Source organism: Micromonospora sp. NPDC050980 (genome assembly GCF_040653835.1).
In the GTDB taxonomy this organism is placed as follows: domain Bacteria; phylum Actinomycetota; class Actinomycetes; order Mycobacteriales; family Micromonosporaceae; genus Micromonospora.
This window is the reverse complement of sequence record NZ_JBFAGS010000007.1, coordinates 69,680-94,484: the sequence shown is the minus strand read 5'-3', so window position 1 is coordinate 94,484 and position 24,805 is coordinate 69,680. Positions and strand designations below refer to the sequence as shown.

The following is a 24,805-nucleotide window of genomic DNA, read 5'->3' as shown; positions in this document are numbered from 1 at the left end:
CAGATGGGCATCGAGGAGAAGCTTCCCTCCGGCGTCCTGCTCACCAGCGTCGAGAAGCTGGTCAACTGGTCGCGGAAGTCGTCCGTCTGGGGCGCCACCTTCGGCCTGGCCTGCTGCGCCATCGAGATGATGGCCGCCGGTGGCCCGCACTACGACATGGGCCGCTGGGGCATGGAGGTCTTCCGCGCCTCGCCCCGGCAGGCGGACCTGATGATCGTGGCCGGCCGGGTCAGCCAGAAGATGGCCCCGGTGCTGCGGCAGATCTACGACCAGATGGCCGAGCCCCGCTGGGTCATCTCGATGGGCGTCTGCGCCAGCAGCGGCGGCATGTTCAACAACTACGCCATCGTGCAGGGCGTCGACCACGTCGTCCCGGTCGACATGTACCTTCCCGGCTGCCCGCCCCGGCCGGAGATGCTCATCGACGCCGTGCTCAAGCTCCGCGAGAAGATCATGTACGAGCCGCTGGGCCCGAACGGCCGCAAGATGCTCGAGGCCCGCAAGGAGCGCGGTGACGTGCCGGTCGTGCCCTACGGCTCGATGCCGTCGTCGTACCGCAACGACAAGGCCCGACGTGCCGAGTGGACCAAGGCCGTCCGCGAGGGGCGCGAGGAGCAACTGCGGATCGAGAACTGGATGAAGGCGCAGAACCACCTCCAGACGCAGGGGGGACCGAAATGACCTCGCCGAACGACCGCGACGACGACGGCGGGGTGCCGGTGCCGACCACCCCGGTCGGCGCCAGCTCCACCGCGCCGGCCGAGTACCCGCCGGCCAGCCCGGCCGGCCGGGGCATGTTCGGCAACCAGGGCAGCGGCGACGTCTCCGGCTACGGCGGCCTGGTCCGCCCGCGCCGGCCGATCGGGGAGGCCGCCCGGCCGTACGGGAGCTACTTCGACGAGGTGCGCGACGCGCTGGAGGAGGCGTACCCGCAGTTCGGCGACGCGATAGAGAAGGTCGTGGTCGACCGGGGCGAGCTGACCCTGCACGTGCGCCCGGAGCGCATCGCCGAGGTCTGCCAGGTGATGCGCGACGACCTGTCGCTGCGGTTCGAGCTGTGCTCCTCGGTGTCCGGGGTGGACTACCTGGGCGCCGACGGGCGCCGGCTGCACGTGGTCTACCAGCTCACCTCGATGACCTACCGGCGGCTGGTCCGGCTGGAGGCCGCCGTCTCCGCCGAGGACCCGCACCTGCCGAGCGTCACCGCCGTCTACCCGACCGCCGACTGGCAGGAGCGGGAGACGTACGACATGTTCGGCATCGTCTTCGACGGCCACCCCAACCTGACCCGGATCCTCATGCCGGACGATTGGGAGGGGCACCCGCAGCGTAAGGACTACCCGCTCGGCGGCGTACCCGTCGAGTACAAGGGTGCGGAAATTCCCCCGCCGGACCGTAGGAGGTCCTACCAGTGACCACGTCGAACTACGCGACCGAGCGCGAGACCACCGAGGGCAAGGTCTTCACCGTCACGGGTGGGGACTGGGACCAGGTCGTCTCCGGCACCGATCCGATCAACGACGAGCGCATCGTCGTCAACATGGGCCCGCAGCACCCCTCCACGCACGGCGTGCTCCGGCTGATCCTGGAGCTGGAGGGCGAGACGGTCCGCGAGGCCCGCTCGGTCGTCGGCTACCTGCACACCGGCATCGAGAAGAACCTGGAATACCGCAACTGGGTCCAGGGCTCGACGTTCGTGACCCGGATGGACTACCTCTCGCCGATCTTCAACGAGACGGCGTACGCGCTCGCGGTGGAGAAGCTGCTCGGGGTGACCGACGACGTCACCGAGCGGGCCACCACCATCCGGGTGCTGATGATGGAGCTGAACCGGATCTCCTCGCACCTGGTCTGGCTGGCCACCACCGGCATGGAGCTGGGCGCGATCAACATGATGTTGTACGGCTTCCGCGAGCGGGAGTACATCCTCGACATCTTCGAGACCATCACCGGCCTGCGGATGAACCACGCCTACGTGCGGCCGGGCGGGGTGGCGCAGGACGTGCCGGACGACGCGATCCGCAAGATCCGCGACTTCCTCGCGCTGATGCCGAAGAAGCTCAAGGAGTACGAGAACCTGCTCTCCGGGCAGCCGATCTGGATCGAGCGCACCCAGAACGTCGCGGTGCTCGACACCACCGCCTGCGTGGCGCTGGGCATCACCGGGCCGGTGCTCCGCTCCGCCGGGCTCGCCTGGGACCTGCGCAAGACCATGCCGTACTGCGGCTACGAGACGTACGAGTTCGACGTGCCGACGCACACCGACGGCGACGTGTGGGGCCGCTACCTGGTCCGACTGGCCGAGATCCGCGAGTCGCTGAAGCTTGTCGAGCAGGCGCTCGACCGGTTGCGGCCGGGGCCGGTGATGGTCTCCGACAAGAAGATCGCCTGGCCGGCGCAGCTCGCCATCGGCGTCGACGGCATGGGCAACTCGCTGGAGCACGTCGCGAAGATCATGGGTCAGTCGATGGAGTCGCTGATCCACCACTTCAAGCTCGTCACCGAGGGCTTCCGGGTGCCGCCGGGCCAGGTGTACGTCGGCATCGAGTCGCCCCGCGGCGAGCTGGGCGTGCACGCGGTGTCCGACGGCGGCACCCGGCCCTACCGGGTGCACTACCGGGAGCCGAGCTTCGTCAACCTCCAGGCCCTCCCGGCGATGGCCGAGGGTGGCCTGATCGCCGACGTGATCGCCGGCGGCGCCTCGCTGGACCCCGTGATGGGTGGTTGTGACCGATGACCTTTACCGAAACGACTCGCGTGCGGGCGCGGGAGATCATCGCCCGCTACCCGGCGGACCGGTCCCGCTCGGCCCTGCTGCCGCTGCTGCATCTGGTGCAGTCCGAGGAGGGTTACGTCTCCCCGGCCGGCGTCGAGTTCTGCGCCGAGGTGATCGGGCTGAACAAGGCCCAGGTCGGCGCGGTCGCCACCTTCTACACCATGTACAAGCGCAAGCCGACCGGCGACTACCTGGTCAGCGTCTGCACCAACACGATGTGCGACGTGCTGGGCGGGCAGGCGGTCTACGACGCGCTCGCCGAGCACCTCGGCGTCGGGCACGAGGAGACCACCGCCGACGGGAAGATCACCCTGGAGCACGCCGAGTGCCTGGCGGCGTGCGACTACGGCCCGGTGATGACCGTCAACTACGACTTCTTCGACAACGTCGAGCCGCAGGGCGCGCTCGGCGTGGTGGCGGAGTTGCAGGCCGGCGGCCGGCCGATGCCGACCCGGGGCGCCCGGCTCTGCACGCTCAAGGAGATGGCCGTGCAGCTCGCCGGTTTCGCCGACGAGCGCGACGGCGCGGTGGCCGACGGCGGGCCGGGCGAGCCGAGCCTGCGCGGCCTGCGGCTGGCCGAGCAGCACGGCATCTCGGTGCCGGGCTACGACCCGAAGACGCCGATCCGCAGCAAGGCCGAGGCCGACCGGGCCGCCGCCGAGGCCAAGGCGAAGGCCGAGGCGGAGAAGCCGGCCAGCGGCAGCACCGCCCCGGACGTGAAGGCGCCGGACGACAAGTCGCCGCAGGTGCGTACCGCCGAGACCCGGCAGCCGGACGCGCGGACCCCGGTCGCGGACGCGCCCGGGACCAAGGTTCCCACGGACGGCCCGGCCCCGGCGTCCCGCGACGCGCGGGCGGCCGAGGCGGCCGGCGCGGCGGCGAACCCGCCGGCCGGTGACGGCAAGCCCGCCGGCGACGCGGCCGGCGCGCAGGAGCGCAACCTCAAGGACGCCGAGGCCGGTACGGACGCCGACGGCGCCGACCCGGCGGACGCGAACGGAACGGGGGTCCGCAAGTGACCACGCCTCGGCCGGAGACGCTGGCCAAGCTCACGCCGGTGCTCACCAAGCGCTGGCTGTCGCCGGACGCCTGGCGGCTCGGCACCTACGAGAAGCTGGACGGCTACGCCGCCCTGCGCAAGGCGCTCAAGGCGCACCCGGACGACCTGATCCAGCTCATCAAGGACTCCGGGCTGCGCGGCCGGGGCGGCGCGGGCTTCCCGACCGGCCTGAAGTGGGGCTTTATCCCGCAAGAGCCAAACGGAAAACCGCCGGGAAGACCTCATTATCTGGTGGTGAACGCCGACGAGGGCGAGCCGGGCACCTGCAAGGACCTGCCGCTGATGACCCACGACCCGCACGCGCTGGTCGAGGGCGTGATCATCGCGTCGTACGCGATCCGGGCCAGCCGGGCCTACATCTACATCCGCGGCGAGGCCGTGCACGCCGCCCGCCGGCTGCGCAGCGCGGTCGCCGAGGCGTACGCCAAGGGTTACCTCGGCCGCAACATCCTCGGCTCGAAGTTCGACCTGGACCTGGTGGTGCACTCCGGGGCGGGCGCGTACATCTGCGGTGAGGAGACCGCGCTGCTGGACTCGCTGGAGGGCTTCCGGGGCCAGCCCCGGCTGCGCCCGCCGTTCCCGGCGACCCACGGCCTCTACGCCAGCCCGACCGTGGTCAACAACGTCGGCACCATCGCCAGCGTGCCGCCGATCGTGCTGGGCGGCGCGGACTGGTGGAAGTCGATGGGCACGGAGAAGTCGTCCGGCCCGATGATCTACTCGCTCTCCGGCCGGATCGCCAACCCCGGCCAGTACGAGGCGTCGATGGGCATCACGCTGCGCGAGCTGATCGAGCTGGCCGGTGGGATGAAGCCCGGGCACGAGCTGAAGTTCTGGACCCCGGGCGGCTCCTCGACGCCGCTGCTCACCGCCGAGCACCTGGACGTGCCACTGGACTTCGAGGGGGTGGCGGCGGCCGGCTCGATCCTGGGCACCACGGCCACGCAGATCTTCTCCGACCAGGACTGCCCGGTCTACGCAACCTACCGGTGGCTGGAGTTCTATCACCACGAGTCGTGCGGCAAGTGCACCCCGTGCCGGGAGGGCAACTACTGGATGGTCCGGGTCTACCGGCGCATCCTCGCCGGCCAGGGCACCCACGAGGACCTCGATACCCTGCTCGACACCTGCGACAACATCCTCGGCCGCTCGTTCTGCGGTCTGGGTGACGGTGCGACCAGCTCGGTGACCTCGTCGCTGAAGTACTTCAAGCAGGACTACCTCGACTACATCGAGGGACGTACCGCTCCGAAGCTGTCGGAGAAGACCCTGGTAGGGGCGCACTGATGACCGACGTAGCCAAGCAGACCGAGACCGTCACGCTGACCATCGACGGCGTCGAGGTCACCGCGCCCAAGGGGGCGCTGCTGATCCGGGTCGCCGAGCAGATGGGCACCGAGATCCCGCGCTTCTGCGACCACCCGCTGCTGGCCCCGGCCGGCGCGTGCCGGCAGTGCCTGGTGGAGGTGGAGGGCCAGCGCAAGCCGGTCGCCTCCTGCACCCAGACCGTCGCCGACGGCATGGTGGTGCGGACCCAGCTCACCTCGCCGGTCGCCAAGAAGGCCCAGGAGGGGGTGATGGAGCTGCTGCTCCTCAACCACCCGCTGGACTGCCCGATGTGCGACAAGGGCGGCGAGTGCCCGCTGCAGAACCAGGCGATGTCCACCGGCCGGACGGACTCCCGGTTCCACGAACACAAGCGGGAGTACCCGAAGCCGCTGCCGATCAGCACCCAGGTGCTGCTCGACCGCGAGCGGTGCGTGCTCTGCCAGCGGTGCACCCGGTTCTCCGAGGAGATCGCCGGGGACAAGTTCATCGACCTGATGGGGCGCTCCTCGCACGAGGAGATCAACATCTACCGGGACGACGCGTACGGCGAAGAGGGCGACGACGGGGATGTTCCGTTCAACTCCTACTTCTCCGGCAACACCGTGCAGATCTGCCCGGTCGGCGCGCTCACCGGCGCGCAGTACCGCTTCCGCTCCCGCCCGTTCGACCTGGTCTCCTCGCCCAGCGTCTGCGAGCACTGCTCGGCCGGCTGCGCGCAGCGCACCGACTGGCGGCGGGGCAAGGTGCTGCGCCGACTGGCCGGCGACGACCCGGCGGTGAACGAGGAGTGGAACTGCGACAAGGGCCGCTGGGGCTTCCAGTACACCCGCGCGTTCGACCGGCTCACCACCCCGCTCGTGCGCGACGACAAGACCGGTGAGCTGCGCGAGGCGTCCTGGAGCGAGGCGTTCACCCGGGCCGCCGAGGGGCTGCGCGCGGCCCGCGACGCCGGCGCCGGCACGGGCGTGCTGACCGGTGGCCGGCTCACCGTCGAGGACGCCTACGCGTACGCGAAGTTCGCCCGGGTGGCGCTGCACACCAACGACATCGACTTCCGGGCCCGCCCGGTCTCCCGCGAGGAGGCCGACTTCCTGGCCAGCAACGTCGCCGGGACCACCGACGTGACCTACGCGGACGTGGAGAACGCACCCGCCGTGGTGCTGGTCGGCCTGGAGCCGGAGGAGGAGTGCCCGATCCTCTTCCTGCGGCTGCGCAAGGCGTACCTGAAGAAGACGCTCACGGTGTACGCGATCGCACCGTTCGCGACCCGCGGCCTGGAGAAGCTCGGGGCCAAGCTGGCCCGGGTGGTGCCGGGCGAGGAGGCCAGCGTGCTGGCCGAGCACGCCACCGTGGCCGAGGCGCTGGGCCAGCCCGGCGCGATCCTGATCGTCGGCGAGCGGCTGGGCGCGGTGCCCGGTGGCCTGTCCGCCGCGGCGGACGTGGCCCGGCGTACCGGCGCCCGGCTGGCCTGGGTGCCGCGGCGCGCGGGTGACCGCGGCGCGGTCGACGCGGGCTGCCTGCCCAACCTGCTCCCCGGCGGCCGGGTGGTCACCGAGCCGGCCGCCCGCGCGGAGCTGGGCGAGGCGTGGGACCTGCCGGCCGGGGCGATCCCGAGCCAGGCCGGTCGCGACACCGACGGCATCCTCGCCGCGACGGCCGACGGCAAGCTCGGCGCGCTCGTGGTGGCCGGCGTCGACCCGGCCGACCTGGCCGACCCGCGCCGGGCCGAGGAGGCCCTGGACGCGGTGCCGTTCCTGGTCAGCCTGGAACTGCGGATGAGCGCGGTGGCCCGCCGGGCGGACGTGGTCTTCCCGGTCGCCCCGGTGGTCGAGAAGGCCGGCAGCTTCCTCGACTGGGAGGGCCGGCTGCGGACCTTCGAGCGGGTGCTGGACACCGGCGCGATGACCGACGGCCGGGTGCTCGACACGATCGCCGCGCAGCTCGACGTGCGGCTCGGCACCGGCGACGTGGCGAGCGTGCGCCGCGAGCTGGGTACGCTGCCGCGAACCCGGACGTCTCGACCGTCCGCGCCCTCGGTGGAGCCGGCCGCCGTGCCGCAGCCCGGCCCGGGTGAGGCCGTGCTGTCGACCTGGCACCAGCTCGTCGACCTGGGCAGCCTCACCGACGGCGACGAGCACCTCGCCGGCACCGCCCGCCCGCCGGTGGTCCGGCTGGGCAAGGGCACCGCCGAGGCGCTCGGCGTGGCCGACGGCGACCCGGTCACGGTCGGCACCGACCGCGGCGCGGTCACGCTGCCGGCGGCGATCAGCGAGATGCCGGACGGCGTCGTCTGGCTGCCGACCAACTCACCCGGCTCGACCGTACGGCGCAGCCTCGGCGCGACGTCCGGTCGGGTGGTCAAGGTGACCGCCGGCTCTATCGCCGGGCCGGCCGTTCCGGCCGGACGCGTTGCCGCGGACGCCGCCGCGCGTCCGGGTCCGCTCCTCAACGCAGGGGGTGTCTCCGAGTGAATACCGTCGTCCTCGCGGCGCAGGACCCGACGCTCGCCGACTTCGGCAAGGACCCGTGGTGGCTGGTCCTCGGGAAGATCGTCTTCGCGTTCGCGTTCGGCCTGCTGGCCACGCTGCTCGGCGTCTGGTTCGAGCGGCGGGTGGTCGGCCGGATGGCGGTCCGGCCCGGCCCGAACCAGGTCGGCCCGTTCGGTCTGCTCCAGACGCTCGCCGACGGCCTGAAGATGGCGTTCAAGGAGGACATCCTCCCGCGCGCCGCCGACAAGGTGGTGTTCTTCTTCGCGCCGACCATCTCGGTGATCTCCGCGGTCACCGCGCTGTCGGTCATCCCGTTCGGCCCGAGCGTGAGCATCTTCGGCCACTGGACGCCGCTCCAGGTCACCGACGTGCCGGTGGCGGTGCTGGTGATCCTGGCCTGCTCCTCGATGGGCGTCTACGGCATCGTGCTCGGCGGCTGGGCCTCCGGCTCGACGTATCCGCTGCTCGGCGGCCTGCGCTCCAGTGCCCAAATGATCTCCTACGAGGTCGCCATGGGGCTGAGCATCGTGGCCGTGTTCATGACCGCCGGCACCATGTCGACGAGCGGGATCGTCGCCGCGCAGGGCGACGCCACCCGGCTGAGCATCGGCGGGTTCGAGCTGCCCACCCCGGGCTGGTACGCGATCCTGCTGCTGCCCAGCTTCATCATCTTCTTCATCGCCATGGTCGGTGAGACCAACCGGGCGCCGTTCGACCTGCCGGAGGCGGAGTCGGAGCTGGTCGCCGGCTTCATGACGGAATACAGCTCGCTCAAGTTCGCGCTGTTCATGCTCTCCGAGTACGTGGCCATGGTGAGCATGTCCGCGGTCACCACGACGCTGTTCCTCGGTGGCTGGCGGGCGCCGTGGCCCATCACGCTGTGGTCGGGCGCCAACGACGGCTGGTGGCCGATGCTGTGGTTCTTCGGCAAGGTGATCCTGCTGGTCTTCGTCTTCGTCTGGCTCCGCGGCACGCTGCCCCGGCTGCGCTACGACCAGTTCATGCGCTTCGGCTGGAAGGTGCTCCTGCCGATCAACCTGGTCTGGATCCTGGTGCTCGCCGGGCTCCGCTCGATCGAGGACTGGCAGACCCGGGACCGGCTGCTCGTCACCGCCATCGGCGCGGGCGTGCTGCTGCTGGCCACGCTCTTCTGGCCGAGCCGCAAGAAGGAGCCGAAGCCGTCGCTCCAGGAGCAGGCGGACAGCCGGCCGTACGGCAGCTTCCCGCTGCCACCGATGGATCTTCAAGTCCCGCCGAGCCCGCGCACGAAGCGCGTGGTCGCCGAGCGGGAGCCGGCAAACGTCGTCGCCGGCTCCGAATCCAGGGAGGTGTGACGTGGGCGCGATCACCGGAACGTTCAAGGGCTTCGGGGTCACCTTCTCGCACATGTTCAAGAAGGTCGTCACCACCGACTACCCGTTCAAGCCGCCGGTCTCGGCGCCGCGCTACCACGGGCGGCACATCCTCAACCGGCACCCGGACGGCCTGGAGAAGTGCATCGGCTGCGAGCTGTGCGCCTGGGCCTGCCCGGCCGACGCGATCTACGTGGAGGGTGGCGACAACACCGAGGAGCAGCGCTTCTCCCCGGGTGAGCGGTACGCCAGCATCTACCAGATCAACTACGCCCGGTGCATCTTCTGCGGGCTTTGCATCGAGGCATGCCCGACCCGATCGCTCACCATGAGCAACGAGTACGAGCTGGCCCGGGACAACCGGCAGGACCTGATCTTCACGAAGGAGCAGTTGCTCGCGCCGCTGCTCGAAGGCATGGAGCAGCCGCCGCACCCGATGCGGCTGGGTGACAGCGAGAAGGACTACTACGTCGGGGCGCTGACCAACCCGGGCACCTCGGCCGGCGCCGAGCACTCGCCGATGGGCCCGGGCCGGTACCAGGTAGAGGAGCACCCCGGCGTGACCTTCCCCGGCGCCGAGCAGGCCGCGCAGCGCGCCGAGGCGGGCGAGGGAGCAGGGGCATGACCACTTCTACGGTGCTCGCCGCGGCGGGCGACGTGTCCGGGGGTGAGGAGGTCACCTTCTGGATCCTCGCCCCGCTGGCCCTGATCGGGGCGCTGGGCATGGTGTGGGCCCGCAACGCGGTGCACTCCGCGCTGTGGCTGGTGCTGACCATGCTCTGCCTGGGCGTGTTCTACGTGCTCCAGGCCGGGCCGTTCATCGGCATGGTGCAGATCATCGTCTACACCGGCGCGATCATGATGCTCTTCCTGTTCGTGCTGATGCTTGTCGGTCGCGACGCCTCCGACTCGCTGATCGAGACGCTGCGCGGCCAGCGGGTCGCCGCGGTGGTGCTCGGGCTCGGGTTCGCCGGCCTGGTCGGCGCCGGCCTCTACCGCGCGCTCGACGGCGTGCAGGCGGCCGGGCTGGAGCAGGCCAACGCCGAGGGCAACGTGCAGGGCATCGCCCGGCTGCTCTTCACCAAGTACGTCTTCGCCTTCGAGCTGACCTCGGCGCTGCTGATCACGGCCGCGGTGGGCGCGATGGTGCTGGCGCACGTGGAGCGGCGCAAGGAGGACCGGATGGACCAGGTCGCCACCATGAAGGCGCGGTTCCGTCCCGGCAACTACCCCGGCCCGAAGCCAGGTCCGGGCGTCTTCGCCACCTCCTCCTCGGTGGCCACCCCGGCCCGCCTGCCGGACGGCCGGCTGACCGACCGCGGTATTCCGGAAATCATGCCGGTACGGGAGTTGACCTCCGAGGAGACCGCCCTGAAGGGGACCGACAAATGACGCCGGACAACTACCTGATCCTCGCGGCGGTGCTGTTCACCATCGGCGCGGTCGGCGTGCTGGTCCGCCGCAACGCGATCGTGCTGTTCATGTGCGTCGAGCTGATGCTCAACGCGGCCAACCTGACCCTGGTCACGTTCAGCCGGATCAACGGTGACCTGAACGGCCAGATCATGGCGTTCTTCGTGATGGTGGTGGCGGCGGCCGAGGTCGTGGTCGGGCTCGCGATCATCATGGCGATCTTCCGGACCCGGCGCTCGGCCAGCGTCGACGACGCCAACCTGCTGAAGTACTGAGGGGTCTGCGGTGGAACAGACTGTGGAATTCGCTACTGCGGATGGCCTGCTCGGCAGCGTCTGGCTGCTGGTGGCGATCCCGCTGGTCAGCGCGGCGGTCCTGCTGCTGCTCGGCAGGCGGGCCGACCGCTGGGGCCACTGGCTGGGCGTGGCGGCCATCGGCGCCGCGTTCGTGCTCGGGCTGACCTACTTCTTTCAACTGCGTGGCCTGGAGAACAAGCAGGTCCAGTCGAGCCTCTGGCAGTTCATCACCGTCGGCGACCTGAAGGTGGACTTCGGTCTGCTCTTCGACCCGCTGGCCGCGGTGTTCGTCCTGCTGATCACCGGGGTGGGCTTCCTGATCCACCTCTACGCCGTGGAGTACATGGCGCACGACGACGGCCGGCGGCGGTTCTTCGGGTACTTCAACCTGTTCGTCGCCGCGATGCTGCTGCTGGTGCTCGGCAACAACTACGTGATGCTCTACTTCGGCTGGGAGGGCGTCGGCCTGGCGTCGTACCTGCTGATCTCCTTCTGGTACGGCCGGCCGAGCGCGGCCACGGCCGGCAAGAAGGCGTTCCTGATGAACCGGGTCGGCGACGCCGGCCTGGCCATCGGCATCTTCGTCATGTTCGCCATGCTCGGCACCACCCAGTACGACGAGGTGTTCAACGGCGTCGGCTCGCTGACCTCGACCACGGTGCTGGTGCTCGGCCTGCTGCTCCTCCTGGGCGCCGCCGGCAAGTCCGGCCAGTTCCCGCTCCAGGCGTGGCTGCCGGACGCGATGGAGGGCCCGACTCCGGTCTCCGCGCTCATCCACGCGGCCACCATGGTCACCGCCGGCGTCTACCTGATCGCCCGGTCCAACCCGATCTTCTCGGCCAACTCCACGCTCCAGCTCGTGGTGGTCAGTGTCGGCGCGCTCACCCTGCTGATGGGCTGCGTCATCGGCGCCGCGAAGGACGACATCAAGCGGGTGCTGGCCTGGTCCACGGTGAGCCAGATCGGCTACATGTTCCTCGGCGTCGGCCTCGGCGGCGGCGCGTACGCGCTGGCCATCATCCACCTGCTGGCGCACGGCTTCTTCAAGGCCAACATGTTCCTCGGCGCCGGCTCGGTCATGCACGGCATGAACGACCAGGTGGACATCCGCCGCTTCGGCGGACTGTCGAAGTACATGAGGATCACCTGGCTGACCTTCATGATGGGCTGGCTGGCCATCATCGGCATCCCGCCGCTCTCCGGCTACTTCTCCAAGGAGCCGATCATCGCGTCGGCGTTCGAACGGGAGGGCTGGACGGCCTGGCTGTTCGGCATGGCCGCGCTGCTCGGCGCCGGGCTCACCGCGTTCTACATGACCCGGCTCTTCGTGCTCACGTTCCACGGCCCGAAGCGGTGGACCGAGGACATCGAGCACCCGCACGAGTCGCCGAAGCTGATGACGATCCCGCTGATCCTGCTCGCCGCCGGCTCGGTGGTGGCCGGTGGCCTGATGACGCTCAACGACAGCGTGGTGTCGTGGTTGACCCCGGTGCTCGGCGAGGAAGCCGGTGGCGAGGCGCACGGCGTGCTCCCGCACGCCGCGATCACCATCCTCTCGATCCTCGTCACCGTGCTCGGGGCCGGGCTGGCCTGGTTCCTGTTCCGCACCGGCACGGCTACCGAGCCGCAGCCGGCCGGGGTGGCGGTCACCGCCGCCCGCAAGAACCTCTACACGGACGCCTTCAACGAGGCGGTCTTCGAGAAGCCGGGCGTCTTCCTCACCCGGGCGCTGGTCTTCCTCGACAACCGGGGCGTCGACGGGCTGGTCAACGGCCTCGCCGCCGCGGTGGGCGGGGGCTCGGGTCGGCTCCGGCGGCTCCAGACCGGCTTCGTGCGGTCGTACGCGACCTCGATCCTGACCGGGGCGCTGCTCGTGGTGGCGGCGTTCCTGGCGGTGCAGGCGGGGTGGCTGGCGTGATCGACAGCAACGCGGCCGCCCCCGCCGGCGGGCCACGCAGTCACGACGGAGGTAAGGCCGAATAATGTCCAACTTCCCGTTCCTCTCGGTGCTGACCGTGGCGCCGCTGGTCGGCGCCCTGCTGGTGGCCCTGCTGCCGCGCAGCCGGCCGGACCTGGCAAAGCTGGTGGCGTTCGGCTGGTCGCTGCTGGTGCTGGTGCTCTCGGTGGTGATGTGGTTCGCCTTCTCCGCCGACGGCGACCGGTTCCAGTTCCGCGAGTCGTACCCGTGGATCCCGAACTGGGGCGTGCGGTTCACCTTCGAGGTGGACGGCATCGCGCTGGTCATGCTGATGCTGATCGCGATCCTGGTGCCGCTGGTGATCCTGGCGTCGTGGCACGACGCCGAGTCGTCCAAGCGCTCGGTGCCGGTCTACTTCGCGCTGCTGCTCGTCCTCGAATGCACGATGATCGGCGTGTTCGCCGCCGCCGACGTCTTCCTGTTCTACGTGTTCTTCGAGGTCATGCTGGTGCCGATGTACTTCCTGATCGGCAGCTACGGCGGCCACCAGCGGCAGTACGCGGCGGTGAAGTTCTTCCTCTACTCGCTGGTCGGCGGCCTGTTCATGCTGGCCGCGGTGATCGGGCTCTGGGTGGTCGGCGGGAAGACGTTCGACTGGCAGACGTTGAGCCAGGCGGAGTTCGCCACCAACACGGCCCGCTGGCTGTTCCTCGGTTTCTTCCTCGCGTTCGCGATCAAGGCGCCGTTCTTCCCGTTCCACACCTGGCTGCCGGACGCCGGTGGCGCCGCCCCGGCCGGCGCCGCCGCGCTGCTGGTCGGCGTGCTGGACAAGGTCGGCACGTTCGGCATCCTGCGCTACTGCCTGCCGCTGTTCCCGGAGGCGTCACGCTGGTTCGCGCCGTGGGCGCTGGCGCTCGGCGTGATCGGCATCATCTACGCCGCGTTGCTGGCGGTCGGGCAGAACGACCTCAAGCGGCTGGTCTCGTACACCTCGATCGCGCACTTCGGGTTCATCGGCGTCGGCATCTTCGCCTTCACCACCCAGGCCGGCACCGGCGCGGTGCTCTACATGCTCAACCACGGGCTCGCCACCGGCCTGCTCTTCCTGGTGGTCGGCATGCTGATCGCCCGCCGCGGCTCGGCGTTGATCAGCGACTTCGGCGGCGCGGGCAAGCTGGTGCCGGTGCTGGCCGGTGTGCTCTTCTTCGCCGGTCTGGCCTCGCTGGCGCTGCCCGGCACCGCGCCGTTCGTCTCCGAGTTCCTGGTGCTGATCGGCACGTTCACCGTCAACAAGCCGGTCGCGGTGATCGCCACGCTCGGCATCATCCTGGCGGCGGCGTACGTGCTGTGGATGGTGCAGCGCACCACCCAGGGCACGCTCAATCCGGCGCTGACCGAGGTCGAGGGCATGCGCCGGGACCTCAGCCTGCGCGAGAAGGCCGTGGTGGCGCCGCTGATCGCGTTGATCGTGCTGCTCGGCTTCTATCCCAAGCCGGTCACCGATGTCATCAACCCCGCCGTCCAAGCGACCATGCAGGACGTCGGCAAGTCCGATCCCGCCCCTGAGGTCGGGAGCGTCCAGGAGGCAGCCCGGTGAGCGCGAGGAGTGAACGAGCGGAGCGAGTGAGCCCCGCAGTCGCGGACGAAAGGCGGCACTGCCGATGACCGAGCTCAAGCTGCCGTCGATCGACTACGCGGCGCTCGCTCCGATCCTGATCATGCTGGGCGCCGCCCTGCTGGGCGTCCTGGTCGAGGCGTTCGTGCCCCGCCGGCTGCGCAACGCGGTGCAGCTCGGGCTCGCTCTGGTGGCCGTGCTCGCCGCGATCACCATGGTGATCCTGAAGGCCGAGAGCCGGCTGATCACCGCCGGCGGCGCCCTCGCGGTGGACGGGCCGACGCTCTTCCTCCAGGGCTCGATCCTGGTGCTGGCCGCGATGGCGTTGCTGCTCGTCGGCGAGCGCACGGTGGAGCGGGGCGGCGCGTTCGTGGCGCACGCCGCGGTCACCGCCGAGTCGCCGGAGGACCGGAAGCAGGCCGAGGGCGTCGGCGGGACCACCGAGGTCTATCCGCTGATGACGTTCGCGATCGGCGGCATGCTGATCTTCGTGGCGGCGAACGACCTGCTGACCATGTTCATCTCGCTCGAGGTGTTCTCCCTGCCGCTCTACCTGCTCTGCGCGCTGGCCCGCCGCCGGCGGCTGCTGAGCCAGGAGGCGGCGATGAAATACTTCCTGCTCGGCGCGTACGCCTCGGCGTTCTTCCTGTTCGGTGTCGCCCTGATCTACGGCTTCACCGCGGGGATCCCGGGCCGCGCCGCGGGCGTCGACTTCGCCACCGTGCACGCCGCGGTCGGCGAGTCCGCGTCCAGCCAGGTGCTGCTCTTCGCGGGCATGGCGCTGCTCGCCATCGGCCTGCTGTTCAAGGCCGCCGCCGCCCCGTTCCACGTCTGGACGCCGGATGTCTACCAGGGCGCGCCGACGCCGGTGACCGGCTTCATGGCCGCCTGCACCAAGGTCGCCGCGTTCGGCGCGCTGCTGCGCGTGTTCCACGTCGCGTTCGCCGGGGCCTCCTGGGACTTCACGCCGGTGATCGGCGTGGTGGCGGTGCTGACCATGCTGGTCGGCGCGGTGCTGGCGGTCACCCAGACGGACATCAAGCGGCTCCTGGCATACTCGTCGATCGCGAACGCCGGTTACCTGCTGGTGGGTGTGCTGGCACCCAGCCGGGAGGGGCTGTCCGGCACGATGTTCTACCTCGCCGCGTACGGCTTCTCGGTGCTCGCCGCGTTCGCCGTGGTGACGCTCGTGCGCGACGCCGACGGCGAGGCGACCCACCTGTCCCGCTGGGCCGGCCTGGGCCGCCGCTCGCCGTTCTTCGCGGCGATCTTCACGTTCATCCTGCTGGCCTTCGCCGGCATCCCGCTCACCAGCGGATTCACCAGCAAGTTCGCGGTCTTCGGTCCGGCGCTGGAGGCGAACCAGGCCTGGCTGGTGATCGCCGGTGTGCTGACCAGCATGGTGCTGGCGTTCCCGTACCTGCGGGTCGTGGTGATGATGTGGCTCTCCGAGCCGGGCGAGGCCACCCCGACGGTGACCGTGCCGGGGGCGCTCACCTCGGCGGCCCTGGTCATCGGTGTGCTCGCCACGCTGGTTCTCGGCGTGGTCCCGGGGCCCCTGCTCGACCTGACCACCGGTGCCGCCGAATTCGTTCGATGACAGCTGTGGTTCCACCGGGGGTCGGCACGCCGTGGCGTGCCGGCCCCCGGCCCGTATCCCCCTCACCGAGCAGGTCGAACGGGTGTGGCATGGTTGAAGACGTGGTGAACCCGGCTGGCGAGCGTTCAGGTCAGTTCGGCGCGCTCGGCCTGCACCTCGCCGACCCGCGCGTCGAAGCCTCCGTGCTGGGCGTGCTCGACCGGGTCGAGGCGGAGTTGCGCGCCACCGTGACCAGCGCCGACCCGCTGGTCACCGAGGCGGCCCGGCACCTGATGGAGGCCGGCGGCAAGCGGTTCCGCCCGTTGCTGGTGGCGTTGGGCGCCCAGTTCGGCGATCCGGACACCGCCCAGGTGGTGCCCGCGGCGGTGGTGATGGAGCTCACCCACCTGGCGACGCTCTATCACGACGACGTGATGGACGAGGCGGCCGTGCGGCGGGGCGCCCCGAGCGCCAACTCCCGCTGGGCGAACTCGGTGGCCATCCTGGTCGGCGACTTCCTCTTCGCCCGGGCCGCCGACGTCGCGGCCGACCTGGGCCCGGAGGCGGTGCGGTTGCAGGCGCGCACGTTCGCCCGCCTGGTGCACGGCCAGATAGCCGAGACGGTCGGCCCGCGCGACACCGACCCGGTCGCACACTATCTGCACGTCATCGCCGAGAAGACCGGTTCGCTGATCGCCACCTCGGCCCGCTTCGGCGGCATGTTCGGCGGTGCGTCCCCCGCACACATCGAGGCCCTGGCCGGGTACGGCGAGATCATCGGCGTCGCGTTCCAGCTCTCCGACGACCTGCTGGACATCGCCAGCGAGTCGGTGCAGTCCGGCAAGACACCCGGCACCGACCTGCGGGAGGGCGTGCCCACCCTGCCGGTGCTCTACGCGCTCGGCAGCGACGACTCGGACGCGGCCAGCGTACGCCTGCGGGAGATCCTGGCCACCGGCCCGCTCGCCGACGACACGCTGCACGCCGAGGCGCTCACTCTGCTCCGTGAGTCCCCGGCGCTCAAGCGGGCCCGGGAGACGGTGCGCAGCTACGCCGAGGACGCCCGGGCCCGCCTGGCCCCGCTCCCCGGAGGGCCGGCCCGCCGCGCCCTGGAGTCCCTCTGCGACTACATCGCCGACCGCACGAGCTGACGTCCCGCCGGCCTCGGCCGCGGTCCGGCTCGGCACCCCCCCCCATCGAGCGCGGGACAGGGCGGGCGCAAGGCGCGGGGCGGGCGAGGATCAGGCGGGGCGAGCCAGGCGGTGGGCGCCGAGGAGCATGAGCAGCGCGGCCAGGAGCATGGCCAGGGCCGCGGTCAGCCACATCGTCGGATAGCCGGCGGCGCCGGCCAGCGCGCCGAGGCCGAGCGGGCCGAGGCAGCCGCCCGCGTACACGCCGGTCTGGGTGATCGAGGTGGCGGCGGCCGGAGCCTGCGGGTGGAGGCGGACCACCGCGAAGTTGAGCAGCCCCGGCCAGGACCAGCCGAGCCCGAAGCCGAGCACCACGCCCGCGACAAGCGGCACGGGACCGGCCACCGCGAGCAGGAGCAGCCCCACCGAGCCCGCCAGCAGCAGCCCGGCGACGACGCCGACGTGGCCCCCCGACCGGCGGTCGGCCAGCCAGCCGACGCCCACCCGGGCCAGCACGCACACCGCGCTGCCGAGGGTCAGGGTGAGACCGGCCAGGGCGGGTGGGAGCCCTCGACCGGCGGACGAGTCGACCAGGAACGTGGCCAACGCGTTCGCCGCGCCGGCCGCCAGCGTCGCGGCCAGCCCGACCACCACGAGCGCGGCCGTACCGCCGCCGCGGCCGGTCGAGGCGGACCGGGTCCGCCGGTCCCCGCCGGCCCGGGGCACGGCCGCGAGCGCGGCCAGCGCGGCCCCGGCTGCCGCCACGAACGCCCAGCGCCAGCCGGCGGTCAACGCGACGGTCGGCACCGCCACGCCGGCCAGCAGCGTGGAGACGGGGATGGCGGCCTGCTTCACGCCGAAGGAGAGGCCCTGGCGGTGGGCGGGCACGTGCTCGGCGAGCGCGGCGTTGCTGGCGAGTTGACCGAGGGCGTTGGCGGCGGCGCTGAGCGCCAGCAGCGCCACCAGCACCGGGTAGGACCGGGCCAGGCCGGCCACGGCCAGCAGCGAACCGGCGGAGAGCCCGATGGCCACCCGGGCGATCGGGGCCGGGCCGTACCGCTCGACCAGAGCGCCGGAGGGCACCGAAGCGAGCGCGCTGGTCCCGAAGTAGACCGAGACGGCCAGACCCAGCCCGGTCGGGCTGAAGCCGAACTCGTCGCCGAGTTGGACGGCGAGGCCGCCGACCAGGAAGACCGGCAGGACGCAGGCGATCGTGGTGATGGTGGCGCCGGCGCCGACCCGGACGGCCCGTCCGGTCGCCGGTGGGCTCGATCGCGAAATTGTTTCGGTCATCGTCGGCCAACCTACGCCGACCACGTTTCCGCTGCTGAACGTGTCTGTCGGTGCACGGTCTGTGTCCGGTGATCTGGCATCCTCGACCCGAACAGGCATTTCGCACTCGGACTCTTTTTCATATGGTGTATGTCCCCGGCGTCGGAGGTGGCTGTGCGCGACCCCCTGGCGGAACCTTCGGACCTGATCCGGAGCGTTTCCCGCGCGCTTCGAGTGCTCGAATCGGTCGGCCGTGCGCCGAGGGGCCTCACCGTGAAGCAGATCGCCCGCCGCTGCGAGTTGACCGTCGCCACCACCTACCACCTGGTACGCACGTTGGCCTACGAGGGCTACGTGATCCGTCGTGAGGACGGGACCTACATCGTCGGGCTGGAGATCGCCGACCGCTACCGCGAGTTGGTCACCGCGTTCCGGGGGCCGCCCCCGGTCGGCGAGGCACTGCGCCGGGCCGCTGCCGACACCGGTTGGAGCCACTACCTCGGCCGCTTCGTCGGCGGGCAGGTGGCGGTGACCGCGTGCGCCGAGGGCCCGCGCTCGCCCTACCTGGAGGAGCTGGTCCCGGGCTTCGACGAGGGTGCGCACGCCACCGCGCTCGGCAAGGGCCTGCTCGCCACGCTCACCGCCGAGCAACGCTTCCGCTACCTGCGCGAATACGGCATGCGCCCGTTCACCACCGCCACCCTGACCACGGTCGAGGCGTTCGAGGCCGACCTGGCCGCCGGTGACCGGCGCGGCATGCAGTTGGAGCTGGGACAGTTCCGGCAGGGCGTGGCGTGCGCGGCGGTGCTCGTCGCGCCGGACAAGGACATCGAGCGGCGGGTGGTGCTGGCCTGCGCGTTGCCGGCCAGCGAGATGATGACCTCCGCGCGGGTGGTCCGGGCGAAGCTGCTGACCACCGCCCGGGCGATCGCCGACGGGATCGCCAGCGAGAACTAGGAGGGCCACCACCCCGGCTCGGGTGATGGCCCTCCAGCGGGCGGTCCAGCGCCGGACCGCCCCGGGGATGGCTCAGCTACCGACCGCGCCGCCGTCCAGGCGCCAGGTGACGACCACGCCGGGCTTCGCGAAGTCGCCGTCCGGCCAGGTGGAGGCGGGGTTCTCCACCGACGCGCCGGAGATCTCACCCGGGTGCTGCACGGCCACGAACACCGACCGGTTGTCCTTGGTGATGAACGGCCCGCAGGTCTCCGCACCGAGCGGCACGGTGAGGAACTGCTTCAGGTGGCCGCGCTCCGGACCCTCGACGGCGGTGGCGAAGAGCCCGTCGTTGCTGCCCAGCGCGTTGCCGTCGGTCGAGATCCAGAGGTTCCCGGTGGCGTCGAACGCGACGTTGTCCGGGCAGGAGATCGGGGACACCTTGGTCTTGTCGTAGCCGGCGAAATAGGTGGCGGCGTCGGCCGGGTCACCGCAGACGATCGGCAGCGACCAGGCGAAGGTCTCCGCCGTGTTGTCGCCCCGGTCCTCGACCAGCTCCAGGATCTGCCCGTGCTTGTTGAGGTTGCGCGGGTTGGCCTCGTCGGCGGGCGCCTTGCCCTCCTTGCCCCGGTCGGAGTTGTTGGTCAGGGCCACGTAGACCTTGCCGGTGAGCAGGCTCGGCTCGACGTCCTCCGGACGGTCCATCTTGGTCGCGCCGACCTTGTCGCCGGCCAGCCGGGTGAAGATGAGCACGTCCTCCGCGGTCATCCCGTCGACGAACGACTTCCTGCCACTGACCAGCTTGATCCAGCGGCCCCGGCCGTCGAACGCGCCGTCGCTGGGGAGCGTGCCGCTGCCGTCGATCTCGCCGGCCGGGCTGTCGCCCTCGATCTTCGCGACGTACAGCGTGCCGGACTCCAGCAGCGTCAGGTTGTGCTTGCGGGCCACCCAGGAGTTGCCCGGCATGAACTTCTTGTCCGAGACGAACTTGTAGAGGTAGTCGAACCGCTCGTCGTCGCCCATGTACGCGACCACGTGCCCGCCGCGGGCCACGATGACGTTCGCGCCCTCGTGCTTCACCCGGCCCAGCGCGGTGTGCTTGCGCGGCCGGGACTCCGGGTCGAACGGGTCGATCTCGACGACCCAGCCGAACCGGTGCGCCTCGTTGGGGTGCTTGGCCAGGTCGAAGCGCTCGTCGGCCCGGTCCCACTTGCGGCTGCCGCTCGGGTAGCGCACGTCGGTGGGGATGCCGTAGCGGGCCAGCTTCGGCTTCAGCTCCTGCGGCGCGCCGTCGCCCCCGACGAAGTACTGGTTGAAGTTCTCCTCGCCGGAGAGCACCGTGCCCCACGGGGTGACGCCGCCCGCGCAGTTGTTCAGCGTGCCGATCACCGTCCGGCCCTTCGGGTCCGCTGCGGTGCGCAGCCAGGCCGAGCCGGCGGCCGGGCCGGTCAGCTCGAACTTCGTGGCCAACGCGGTGACCCGGCGGTTGTACTCCCGCCGGCCGCGCCGTACCGGCCGCCACTGCCCGGAGTTCTCCACCCGCTCCAGTTCCACCACGGACATGCCGTGCGCGGCCATCGCCACCCGCACCTGCTCCACGGTCAGCGCGTCCTGGCCGGTGAAGCCGGGGAACATCAGGTCCTCGTTGGTGTACTCGTGGTTGACCACGAGCAGCGCGCGCCTGCGGTCGATCGGCAGCACGCCGACGAAGTCGTTGTTGTAGCCGAACTGCTTGGCCTGGGCGGCGGCGCTCTGGTGGCCGATGTGGAACGCGGGCGCGCCGGGGACGACCTCGTCGCCCCACTTGATGACGACGGCGTGGTCGTACCCGTTCGGCACGACGAGCGTGTCCAGCTTGTTCGGCGGGATCGGCTTGAAGGTCAGCGCCCCGCTGCCCGGGCGGCCGAACGCGGCGGCGGCCTCGTCCGCGCCCGGGGCGGTCGGGGTCGCCGGCGCCGCGGCGGCGGGTGCGCCGCCGGCGAGCGCGCCGGCGGCGGCACCGCCGAAACCGAGCACGAGCGCGCCGACCGCGCCCGCCCGGACCACGCCGCGCCGGGAGACCTCGGCGTCGACCAGGTCGCCGAAGTACGGGTTGTCGGAGGAGTTGGGCACCGGGTGGTCGCACGCGTTACCGCACCGGTAAAGACAGGTCATCGCGTCGCGGCTGCCGTGGCGGGTGCCAGTCAGCAGCGGAAGCAGGCGAGGACGGTCGCTCATGAGGTGGAGCCTCCTGATCGGACGTCGAAAGGCGCGCCCGGACGGTCGGCCCGGGCGCGTACCTGCCGGACGCTGCCAGGATGCGGTGAGCGGCGGTCGGCCCGAATGTGAACCGGGCGTGAACAGCTTCGGCTTGACCTGCGGCTGAACCGTCCGGCGTCACCGCACGTATGGAAGGGCGGACGCATCGCCGGTCTCCCCGCCGCCGGAAGCGAGGTACCGCCATCAGTGACCACGACGCCCAACTGCTGCGCGCGCTGCACGACGAGCACGCCGACGCGCTGTTCGCGCATGCCCTGAGGCTGGTCAACGGCGATCGGCCGCGGGCCGAGGACCTGGTCCAGGAGACGCTGCTGCGGGCCTGGCGGCATCCGGAGTCACTGGATCCGCGCCGTGGCTCGGTCCGCGCCTGGCTCTTCACCACCGCCCGGAACCTGGCCATCGACGCGTGGCGTCGCCGCTCGGCCCGGGTCGGCGAGGTCTACACCGACGAACTGCCCGAAACCGCCGAGACGGTCGACGAGACGGAGCGCGCGGTGGAGGCGTGGACGGTGGCCGAGGCGCTCAACCGGCTGAGCCCGACCCACCGGGAGGTGCTGGTCGAGTGCTTCTATCAGGGGCGGTCGGTGGCGGAGGCGGCGGCCCGGTTGGGCGTGCCGCCGGGCACGGTGAAGTCGCGCACCCACTACGCGCTGCGCTCGCTGCGGTTGGTGCTGGCCGAGATGGGGGTGACCGGATGACCCGCTGCGAGTTCGCGCACGACGACGGGGCCTACGTGCTGGGTGCCCTTGCCCCGGCCGAGCGGGTCGCCTACGAGCGCCACCTGGCCGGCTGCGCGCAGTGCCGGGAGGCGGTGGCCGAGATCGCCGTGCTGCCCGGCCTGCTGGGCCGGCTCGACCCGGCCGGGCTGGAACAGTTCCTGGAGGTGGGGCCGGAGTCCTCCCGGGTGCCCGCGCTGCTCGACGCGGCACGGGAGCGGCGGCGCCGGGACCGGTCGCGCTCCCGACGGCGGTACGCGGTGACCGCGCTGGCCGCCGCCGCGCTCGCGGTGCTGGCCGGCGTCGGGGTGGCCGTGGTCCGGCCGCCGGCCGAGCCGGCCACCCGCCCGGTGGCGCTCACCTCCATGCGGCCGGTCGCCGGCACCGCCCCGGTGCACGCCGAGGTGGGGCTGACCGAGACACCGTGGGGCACCGAGGTCACCATGCACTGCGGCTACGACCGGCGGGCCGGGCACCGCGAGGCGTACACGTTCCGGCTGGTGGCGCACGGCCCGGACGGCGCGACCGAGCAGATCGGCTCCTGGCTGGCCGCCCCCGGCGACGACCTGCGCTTCGCCGGCGTCACCCGCTTCACCCGCGGCGAACTGGTCCGCCTGGAACTCCTGCGCGCCCCCGACACCCCCCTCCTCACCTACGACCTCCGCTAACCCCACCCACCCCCCACCCCTCACCCCCTCGGCGCGCGCTGATTCACGGAAAGAGTGGCCATTTCGCGCCGCACACCCACTCTTTCCGTGAATCAGCGCGGGAGGGGGGTGGGGAGGCGCGGGCGGGGGCGGGGGAGGGCGTCGACGGTGAAGACCGCTAGGGCCAGCCAGACCAGGGCGAAACCGGCCAGCCGGGCCGGTGGCATCGGCTCGTGGAACAGCAGCACCCCGCAGCCGAGTTGGAGGATCGGGGCGAGGTACTGCAGCATGCCGAGGGCGGACAGCGGGAGCCGGTTCGCCGCGCCGGCGAAGAACAGCAGCGGGATCGCGGTGGCCGCGCCGGCCAGCACCAGCAGCGCGGTGTGCCCGGCGGAGACGTGCCCGAACGCCAGACCGCCACGCGCCGACAGCCAGCCCAGGTAGGCCAGGGCGGGCAGCGCCAGCACCGCCGACTCGACGAAGAGCCCCTCGGCGGCCGGCAGGCCGAGCCGCTTCTTGACCAGGCCGTAGCCGGCGAAGCTGAACGCGAGCGTCAGCGCCAGCCAGGGCAACCGCCCGTAGTCGACGGTGAGCACGGCCACCGCGAGCCCCCCGACGCCGAGCGCCGCCCACTGCGCCGGGCGCAGCCGCTCCCGCAGCGCGACGACGCCGAACAGCACCGACACCAGCGGGTTGATGAAGTAGCCGAGCGCGGTCTCCACCACCCGGTCGGAGTTCACGCCGTAGATGTAGGTGCCCCAGTTGACCGCGATCAGCACGGCGGCGAACGCGATGCCGGCCAGCGCCCGGGGCCGTCGGGCCAGGGTCCGCAGGAAACCGACGTGCCGCATCGCGGCCAGCAGCAGCGCCACGAACGCCACCGACCAGACGATCCGGTGCGCGAGGATCTCCACCGGCCCGGCGGGCCGGAGCAGCTTCAGGTAGATCGGGAAGAAACCCCAGAGCAGGTACGCGCCGATGCCGTAGAGGTAGCCGAGGCGGAGCTGGTTCACTGCTCCACCGTAAGTGGCGAAGCCGGCTATTGGTCCTTTCCGGTGACCGGCGTCACGCGCTGGTCCAGCTCCATGTACCGATCCGCCGCCACCGGCTGGAAGCCGAGCTTCGCGTACACCCCGTGCGCGTCGCGCGTGGCCAGCAGGATCCGGCGTACGCCCAGCTCGGCCAGGTGGTCGCGGACGCCGCCGGCCAGCCACGAGCCCAGCCCGCGACCCCGCTCGGCCCGGTCCACGTAGACGTCGCACAGCCAGGCGAACGTGGCCCGGTCGGTCACCACCCGGGCCACCGCAACCTGCCGGCCGTCGCCCGGCCGGTAGACGCCGAAGCCGATCGAGCCGGCGAAGGCGCGGCCGACCGTCGCCCGGTCCCGCCCGAGCGCCCAGTAGGCGTCGGTGGTGAGCCAGGTGTGCACCCGGTCGAGATCGAGGCGGTCCGGGTCGGTGCTGAGCCGGTAGCCGTCGGTGCGGGTCAGGGTGAACACCCGGTCGAGGGTAGTGCGGTGCCCGGGGCGTACACCTGCTGGTTTCCCGCTTGCTGGACCCGGCCGGTCGCCGGACGGGCGGCGACCGGCCGGGACCGGTCAGTCGCGGTCCAGGACGGCGCCGAGGATCCAGGTCACGATGCCGACGAAGAGCGCGCCCAGCACCGCCGCCGGCCAGAAGCCGTCCACGTGGAAGGGCAACCCGGCCTCACCGGCGATCCAACTGGTGAGCAGGAAGAGCAGGCCGTTGACCACGAGCGCGATGAGGCCGAGCGTGAGCAGGTAGAAGCCGCAGCCCACGGTCTTGATGACCGGCTGGAGCACGGCGTTCACCACGCCGAAGATCACCGCGACGAGTACCAGCGTGGTCACCGTCTCGGTGGCCGACTCGGAGTCGAGCGAGATGCCCGGGATGAGCAACGTGGCGAGCCAGAAGGCCACCGCCGTCGTGGCCACCCGGATCAGAAGACCCTTCAGAAAACCCATGGCCGGGATCGTGCCACGCCGCCTCCACCGACGG

At 71.4% G+C, this 24,805-nt stretch carries 22 protein-coding genes; 17 read left to right on the top strand and 5 right to left on the bottom strand.

The features are described from left to right. The first annotated feature begins 3 nt into the window (after positions 1 to 3). The 14 genes from AB0H28_RS13600 (at position 4) to AB0H28_RS13535 (ending at position 16,978) form a co-directional block, all read left to right on the top strand. On the top strand, positions 4 to 681 hold the full coding sequence (locus AB0H28_RS13600) for an NADH-quinone oxidoreductase subunit B (protein WP_091062855.1): 678 nt from the start codon (positions 4 to 6) through the stop codon (positions 679 to 681). Beyond that, complete coding sequence (locus AB0H28_RS13595) at positions 678 to 1,415, top strand: NADH-quinone oxidoreductase subunit C (RefSeq protein WP_358038460.1); 738 nt, start codon at positions 678 to 680, stop codon at positions 1,413 to 1,415. The genes AB0H28_RS13600 and AB0H28_RS13595 overlap by 4 nt, the downstream gene beginning before the upstream one ends. Then, positions 1,412 to 2,737 carry an NADH-quinone oxidoreductase subunit D gene (locus AB0H28_RS13590; protein ID WP_358038457.1) on the top strand — a complete coding sequence of 442 codons (1,326 nt, stop codon included), beginning with the start codon at positions 1,412 to 1,414 and terminating at the stop codon, positions 2,735 to 2,737. The genes AB0H28_RS13595 and AB0H28_RS13590 overlap by 4 nt, the downstream gene beginning before the upstream one ends. Further along, positions 2,734 to 3,795: an NADH-quinone oxidoreductase subunit NuoE gene (nuoE, locus tag AB0H28_RS13585; RefSeq protein WP_358038454.1), complete on the top strand. Its 1,062-nt coding sequence runs from the start codon at positions 2,734 to 2,736 to the stop codon at positions 3,793 to 3,795. Before AB0H28_RS13590 ends, nuoE begins: the two co-directional genes overlap by 4 nt. Then, positions 3,792 to 5,123: an NADH-quinone oxidoreductase subunit NuoF gene (nuoF, locus tag AB0H28_RS13580; RefSeq protein ID WP_358038451.1), complete on the top strand. Its 1,332-nt coding sequence runs from the start codon at positions 3,792 to 3,794 to the stop codon at positions 5,121 to 5,123. Before nuoE ends, nuoF begins: the two co-directional genes overlap by 4 nt. Then, complete coding sequence (locus AB0H28_RS13575; protein ID WP_358038448.1) at positions 5,123 to 7,636, top strand: NADH-quinone oxidoreductase subunit G; 2,514 nt, start codon at positions 5,123 to 5,125, stop codon at positions 7,634 to 7,636. The genes nuoF and AB0H28_RS13575 overlap by 1 nt, the downstream gene beginning before the upstream one ends. Further along, on the top strand, positions 7,633 to 8,988 hold the full coding sequence (gene nuoH / locus AB0H28_RS13570) for an NADH-quinone oxidoreductase subunit NuoH (protein ID WP_358038446.1): 1,356 nt from the start codon (positions 7,633 to 7,635) through the stop codon (positions 8,986 to 8,988). The genes AB0H28_RS13575 and nuoH overlap by 4 nt, the downstream gene beginning before the upstream one ends. A gap of 1 nt (position 8,989) precedes the next feature. Continuing rightward, positions 8,990 to 9,631: an NADH-quinone oxidoreductase subunit NuoI gene (nuoI, locus tag AB0H28_RS13565; RefSeq protein WP_358038443.1), complete on the top strand. Its 642-nt coding sequence runs from the start codon at positions 8,990 to 8,992 to the stop codon at positions 9,629 to 9,631. After that, complete coding sequence (locus AB0H28_RS13560; RefSeq protein ID WP_358038440.1) at positions 9,628 to 10,398, top strand: NADH-quinone oxidoreductase subunit J; 771 nt, start codon at positions 9,628 to 9,630, stop codon at positions 10,396 to 10,398. Before nuoI ends, AB0H28_RS13560 begins: the two co-directional genes overlap by 4 nt. After that, the gene (gene nuoK / locus AB0H28_RS13555) at positions 10,395 to 10,694 is read left to right on the top strand and encodes an NADH-quinone oxidoreductase subunit NuoK (RefSeq protein WP_358038438.1); all 300 of its coding nucleotides are present in this window, start codon (positions 10,395 to 10,397) and stop codon (positions 10,692 to 10,694) included. The genes AB0H28_RS13560 and nuoK overlap by 4 nt, the downstream gene beginning before the upstream one ends. Positions 10,695 to 10,704: 10 nt before the next feature. Then, on the top strand, positions 10,705 to 12,633 hold the full coding sequence (gene nuoL / locus AB0H28_RS13550) for an NADH-quinone oxidoreductase subunit L (protein WP_358038435.1): 1,929 nt from the start codon (positions 10,705 to 10,707) through the stop codon (positions 12,631 to 12,633). Positions 12,634 to 12,697: 64 nt separating this feature from the next. Further along, positions 12,698 to 14,230, top strand: coding sequence for an NADH-quinone oxidoreductase subunit M (locus tag AB0H28_RS13545; RefSeq protein WP_358038432.1), 1,533 nt, complete (start codon positions 12,698 to 12,700; stop codon positions 14,228 to 14,230). A 64-nt stretch (positions 14,231 to 14,294) separates the two neighbouring features. Then, on the top strand, positions 14,295 to 15,848 hold the full coding sequence (gene nuoN, locus AB0H28_RS13540) for an NADH-quinone oxidoreductase subunit NuoN (RefSeq protein ID WP_358038429.1): 1,554 nt from the start codon (positions 14,295 to 14,297) through the stop codon (positions 15,846 to 15,848). 89 nt (positions 15,849 to 15,937) lie between these two features. Next, a complete protein-coding gene (locus tag AB0H28_RS13535; RefSeq protein ID WP_358038426.1) occupies positions 15,938 to 16,978 on the top strand; it encodes a polyprenyl synthetase family protein in 1,041 nt (346 codons plus the stop codon). Between the two features lie 90 nt (positions 16,979 to 17,068). On the opposite strand, the gene AB0H28_RS13530 is transcribed toward AB0H28_RS13535, so the two are convergent. Beyond that, positions 17,069 to 18,250: an MFS transporter gene (locus AB0H28_RS13530; protein ID WP_358038423.1), complete on the bottom strand. Its 1,182-nt coding sequence runs from the start codon at positions 18,248 to 18,250 to the stop codon at positions 17,069 to 17,071. A 153-nt stretch (positions 18,251 to 18,403) separates the two neighbouring features. On the opposite strand from AB0H28_RS13530, the gene AB0H28_RS13525 reads away from it, so the two are divergent. Beyond that, positions 18,404 to 19,186 (top strand): helix-turn-helix domain-containing protein, encoded by a 783-nt coding sequence (locus AB0H28_RS13525; RefSeq protein ID WP_358038420.1) that lies wholly within the window; start codon positions 18,404 to 18,406, stop codon positions 19,184 to 19,186. A 72-nt stretch (positions 19,187 to 19,258) separates the two neighbouring features. On the opposite strand, the gene AB0H28_RS13520 is transcribed toward AB0H28_RS13525, so the two are convergent. Beyond that, on the bottom strand, positions 19,259 to 21,382 hold the full coding sequence (locus AB0H28_RS13520) for a PhoX family phosphatase (protein WP_358038417.1): 2,124 nt from the start codon (positions 21,380 to 21,382) through the stop codon (positions 19,259 to 19,261). A 170-nt stretch (positions 21,383 to 21,552) separates the two neighbouring features. Between AB0H28_RS13520 and AB0H28_RS13515 the strand changes: the two genes are divergently transcribed. Beyond that, complete coding sequence (locus AB0H28_RS13515) at positions 21,553 to 22,122, top strand: sigma-70 family RNA polymerase sigma factor (protein ID WP_358038414.1); 570 nt, start codon at positions 21,553 to 21,555, stop codon at positions 22,120 to 22,122. Continuing rightward, positions 22,119 to 22,808: a zf-HC2 domain-containing protein gene (locus AB0H28_RS13510; RefSeq protein WP_358038411.1), complete on the top strand. Its 690-nt coding sequence runs from the start codon at positions 22,119 to 22,121 to the stop codon at positions 22,806 to 22,808. The genes AB0H28_RS13515 and AB0H28_RS13510 overlap by 4 nt, the downstream gene beginning before the upstream one ends. Positions 22,809 to 22,900: 92 nt before the next feature. Here AB0H28_RS13510 and rarD read toward each other — a convergent pair whose 3' ends face one another. From rarD to AB0H28_RS13495, 3 genes are all read right to left on the bottom strand, one after another. Then, positions 22,901 to 23,800: an EamA family transporter RarD gene (gene rarD, locus AB0H28_RS13505; protein WP_358038408.1), complete on the bottom strand. Its 900-nt coding sequence runs from the start codon at positions 23,798 to 23,800 to the stop codon at positions 22,901 to 22,903. 26 nt (positions 23,801 to 23,826) lie between these two features. After that, the gene (locus AB0H28_RS13500; protein WP_358038405.1) at positions 23,827 to 24,285 is read right to left on the bottom strand and encodes a GNAT family N-acetyltransferase; all 459 of its coding nucleotides are present in this window, start codon (positions 24,283 to 24,285) and stop codon (positions 23,827 to 23,829) included. Between the two features lie 99 nt (positions 24,286 to 24,384). After that, positions 24,385 to 24,771, bottom strand: a complete 387-nt coding sequence (locus tag AB0H28_RS13495) for a phage holin family protein (protein WP_358038402.1) — start codon at positions 24,769 to 24,771, stop codon at positions 24,385 to 24,387. Between the last annotated feature and the right edge of the window lie 34 nt (positions 24,772 to 24,805).

What these genes read in the sequence shown, in the direction of transcription:
- AB0H28_RS13600 (WP_091062855.1), top strand. Translation starts at nt 4, where the DNA reads ATGGGCATCGAGGAGAAGCTTCCCTCCGGCGTCCTGCTCACCAGCGTC.
- AB0H28_RS13595 (WP_358038460.1), top strand. Translation starts at nt 678, where the DNA reads ATGACCTCGCCGAACGACCGCGACGACGACGGCGGGGTGCCGGTGCCG.
- nuoE (WP_358038454.1), top strand. Translation starts at nt 2,734, where the DNA reads ATGACCTTTACCGAAACGACTCGCGTGCGGGCGCGGGAGATCATCGCC.
- AB0H28_RS13575 (WP_358038448.1), top strand. Translation starts at nt 5,123, where the DNA reads ATGACCGACGTAGCCAAGCAGACCGAGACCGTCACGCTGACCATCGAC.
- AB0H28_RS13560 (WP_358038440.1), top strand. Translation starts at nt 9,628, where the DNA reads ATGACCACTTCTACGGTGCTCGCCGCGGCGGGCGACGTGTCCGGGGGT.
- nuoK (WP_358038438.1), top strand. Translation starts at nt 10,395, where the DNA reads ATGACGCCGGACAACTACCTGATCCTCGCGGCGGTGCTGTTCACCATC.
- AB0H28_RS13545 (WP_358038432.1), top strand. Translation starts at nt 12,698, where the DNA reads ATGTCCAACTTCCCGTTCCTCTCGGTGCTGACCGTGGCGCCGCTGGTC.
- nuoN (WP_358038429.1), top strand. Translation starts at nt 14,295, where the DNA reads ATGACCGAGCTCAAGCTGCCGTCGATCGACTACGCGGCGCTCGCTCCG.
- AB0H28_RS13535 (WP_358038426.1), top strand. Translation starts at nt 15,938, where the DNA reads ATGGTTGAAGACGTGGTGAACCCGGCTGGCGAGCGTTCAGGTCAGTTC.
- AB0H28_RS13530 (WP_358038423.1), bottom strand. Translation starts at nt 18,250, where the DNA reads ATGACCGAAACAATTTCGCGATCGAGCCCACCGGCGACCGGACGGGCC.
- AB0H28_RS13520 (WP_358038417.1), bottom strand. Translation starts at nt 21,382, where the DNA reads ATGAGCGACCGTCCTCGCCTGCTTCCGCTGCTGACTGGCACCCGCCAC.
- AB0H28_RS13515 (WP_358038414.1), top strand. Translation starts at nt 21,553, where the DNA reads ATGGAAGGGCGGACGCATCGCCGGTCTCCCCGCCGCCGGAAGCGAGGT.
- AB0H28_RS13510 (WP_358038411.1), top strand. Translation starts at nt 22,119, where the DNA reads ATGACCCGCTGCGAGTTCGCGCACGACGACGGGGCCTACGTGCTGGGT.
- AB0H28_RS13495 (WP_358038402.1), bottom strand. Translation starts at nt 24,771, where the DNA reads ATGGGTTTTCTGAAGGGTCTTCTGATCCGGGTGGCCACGACGGCGGTG.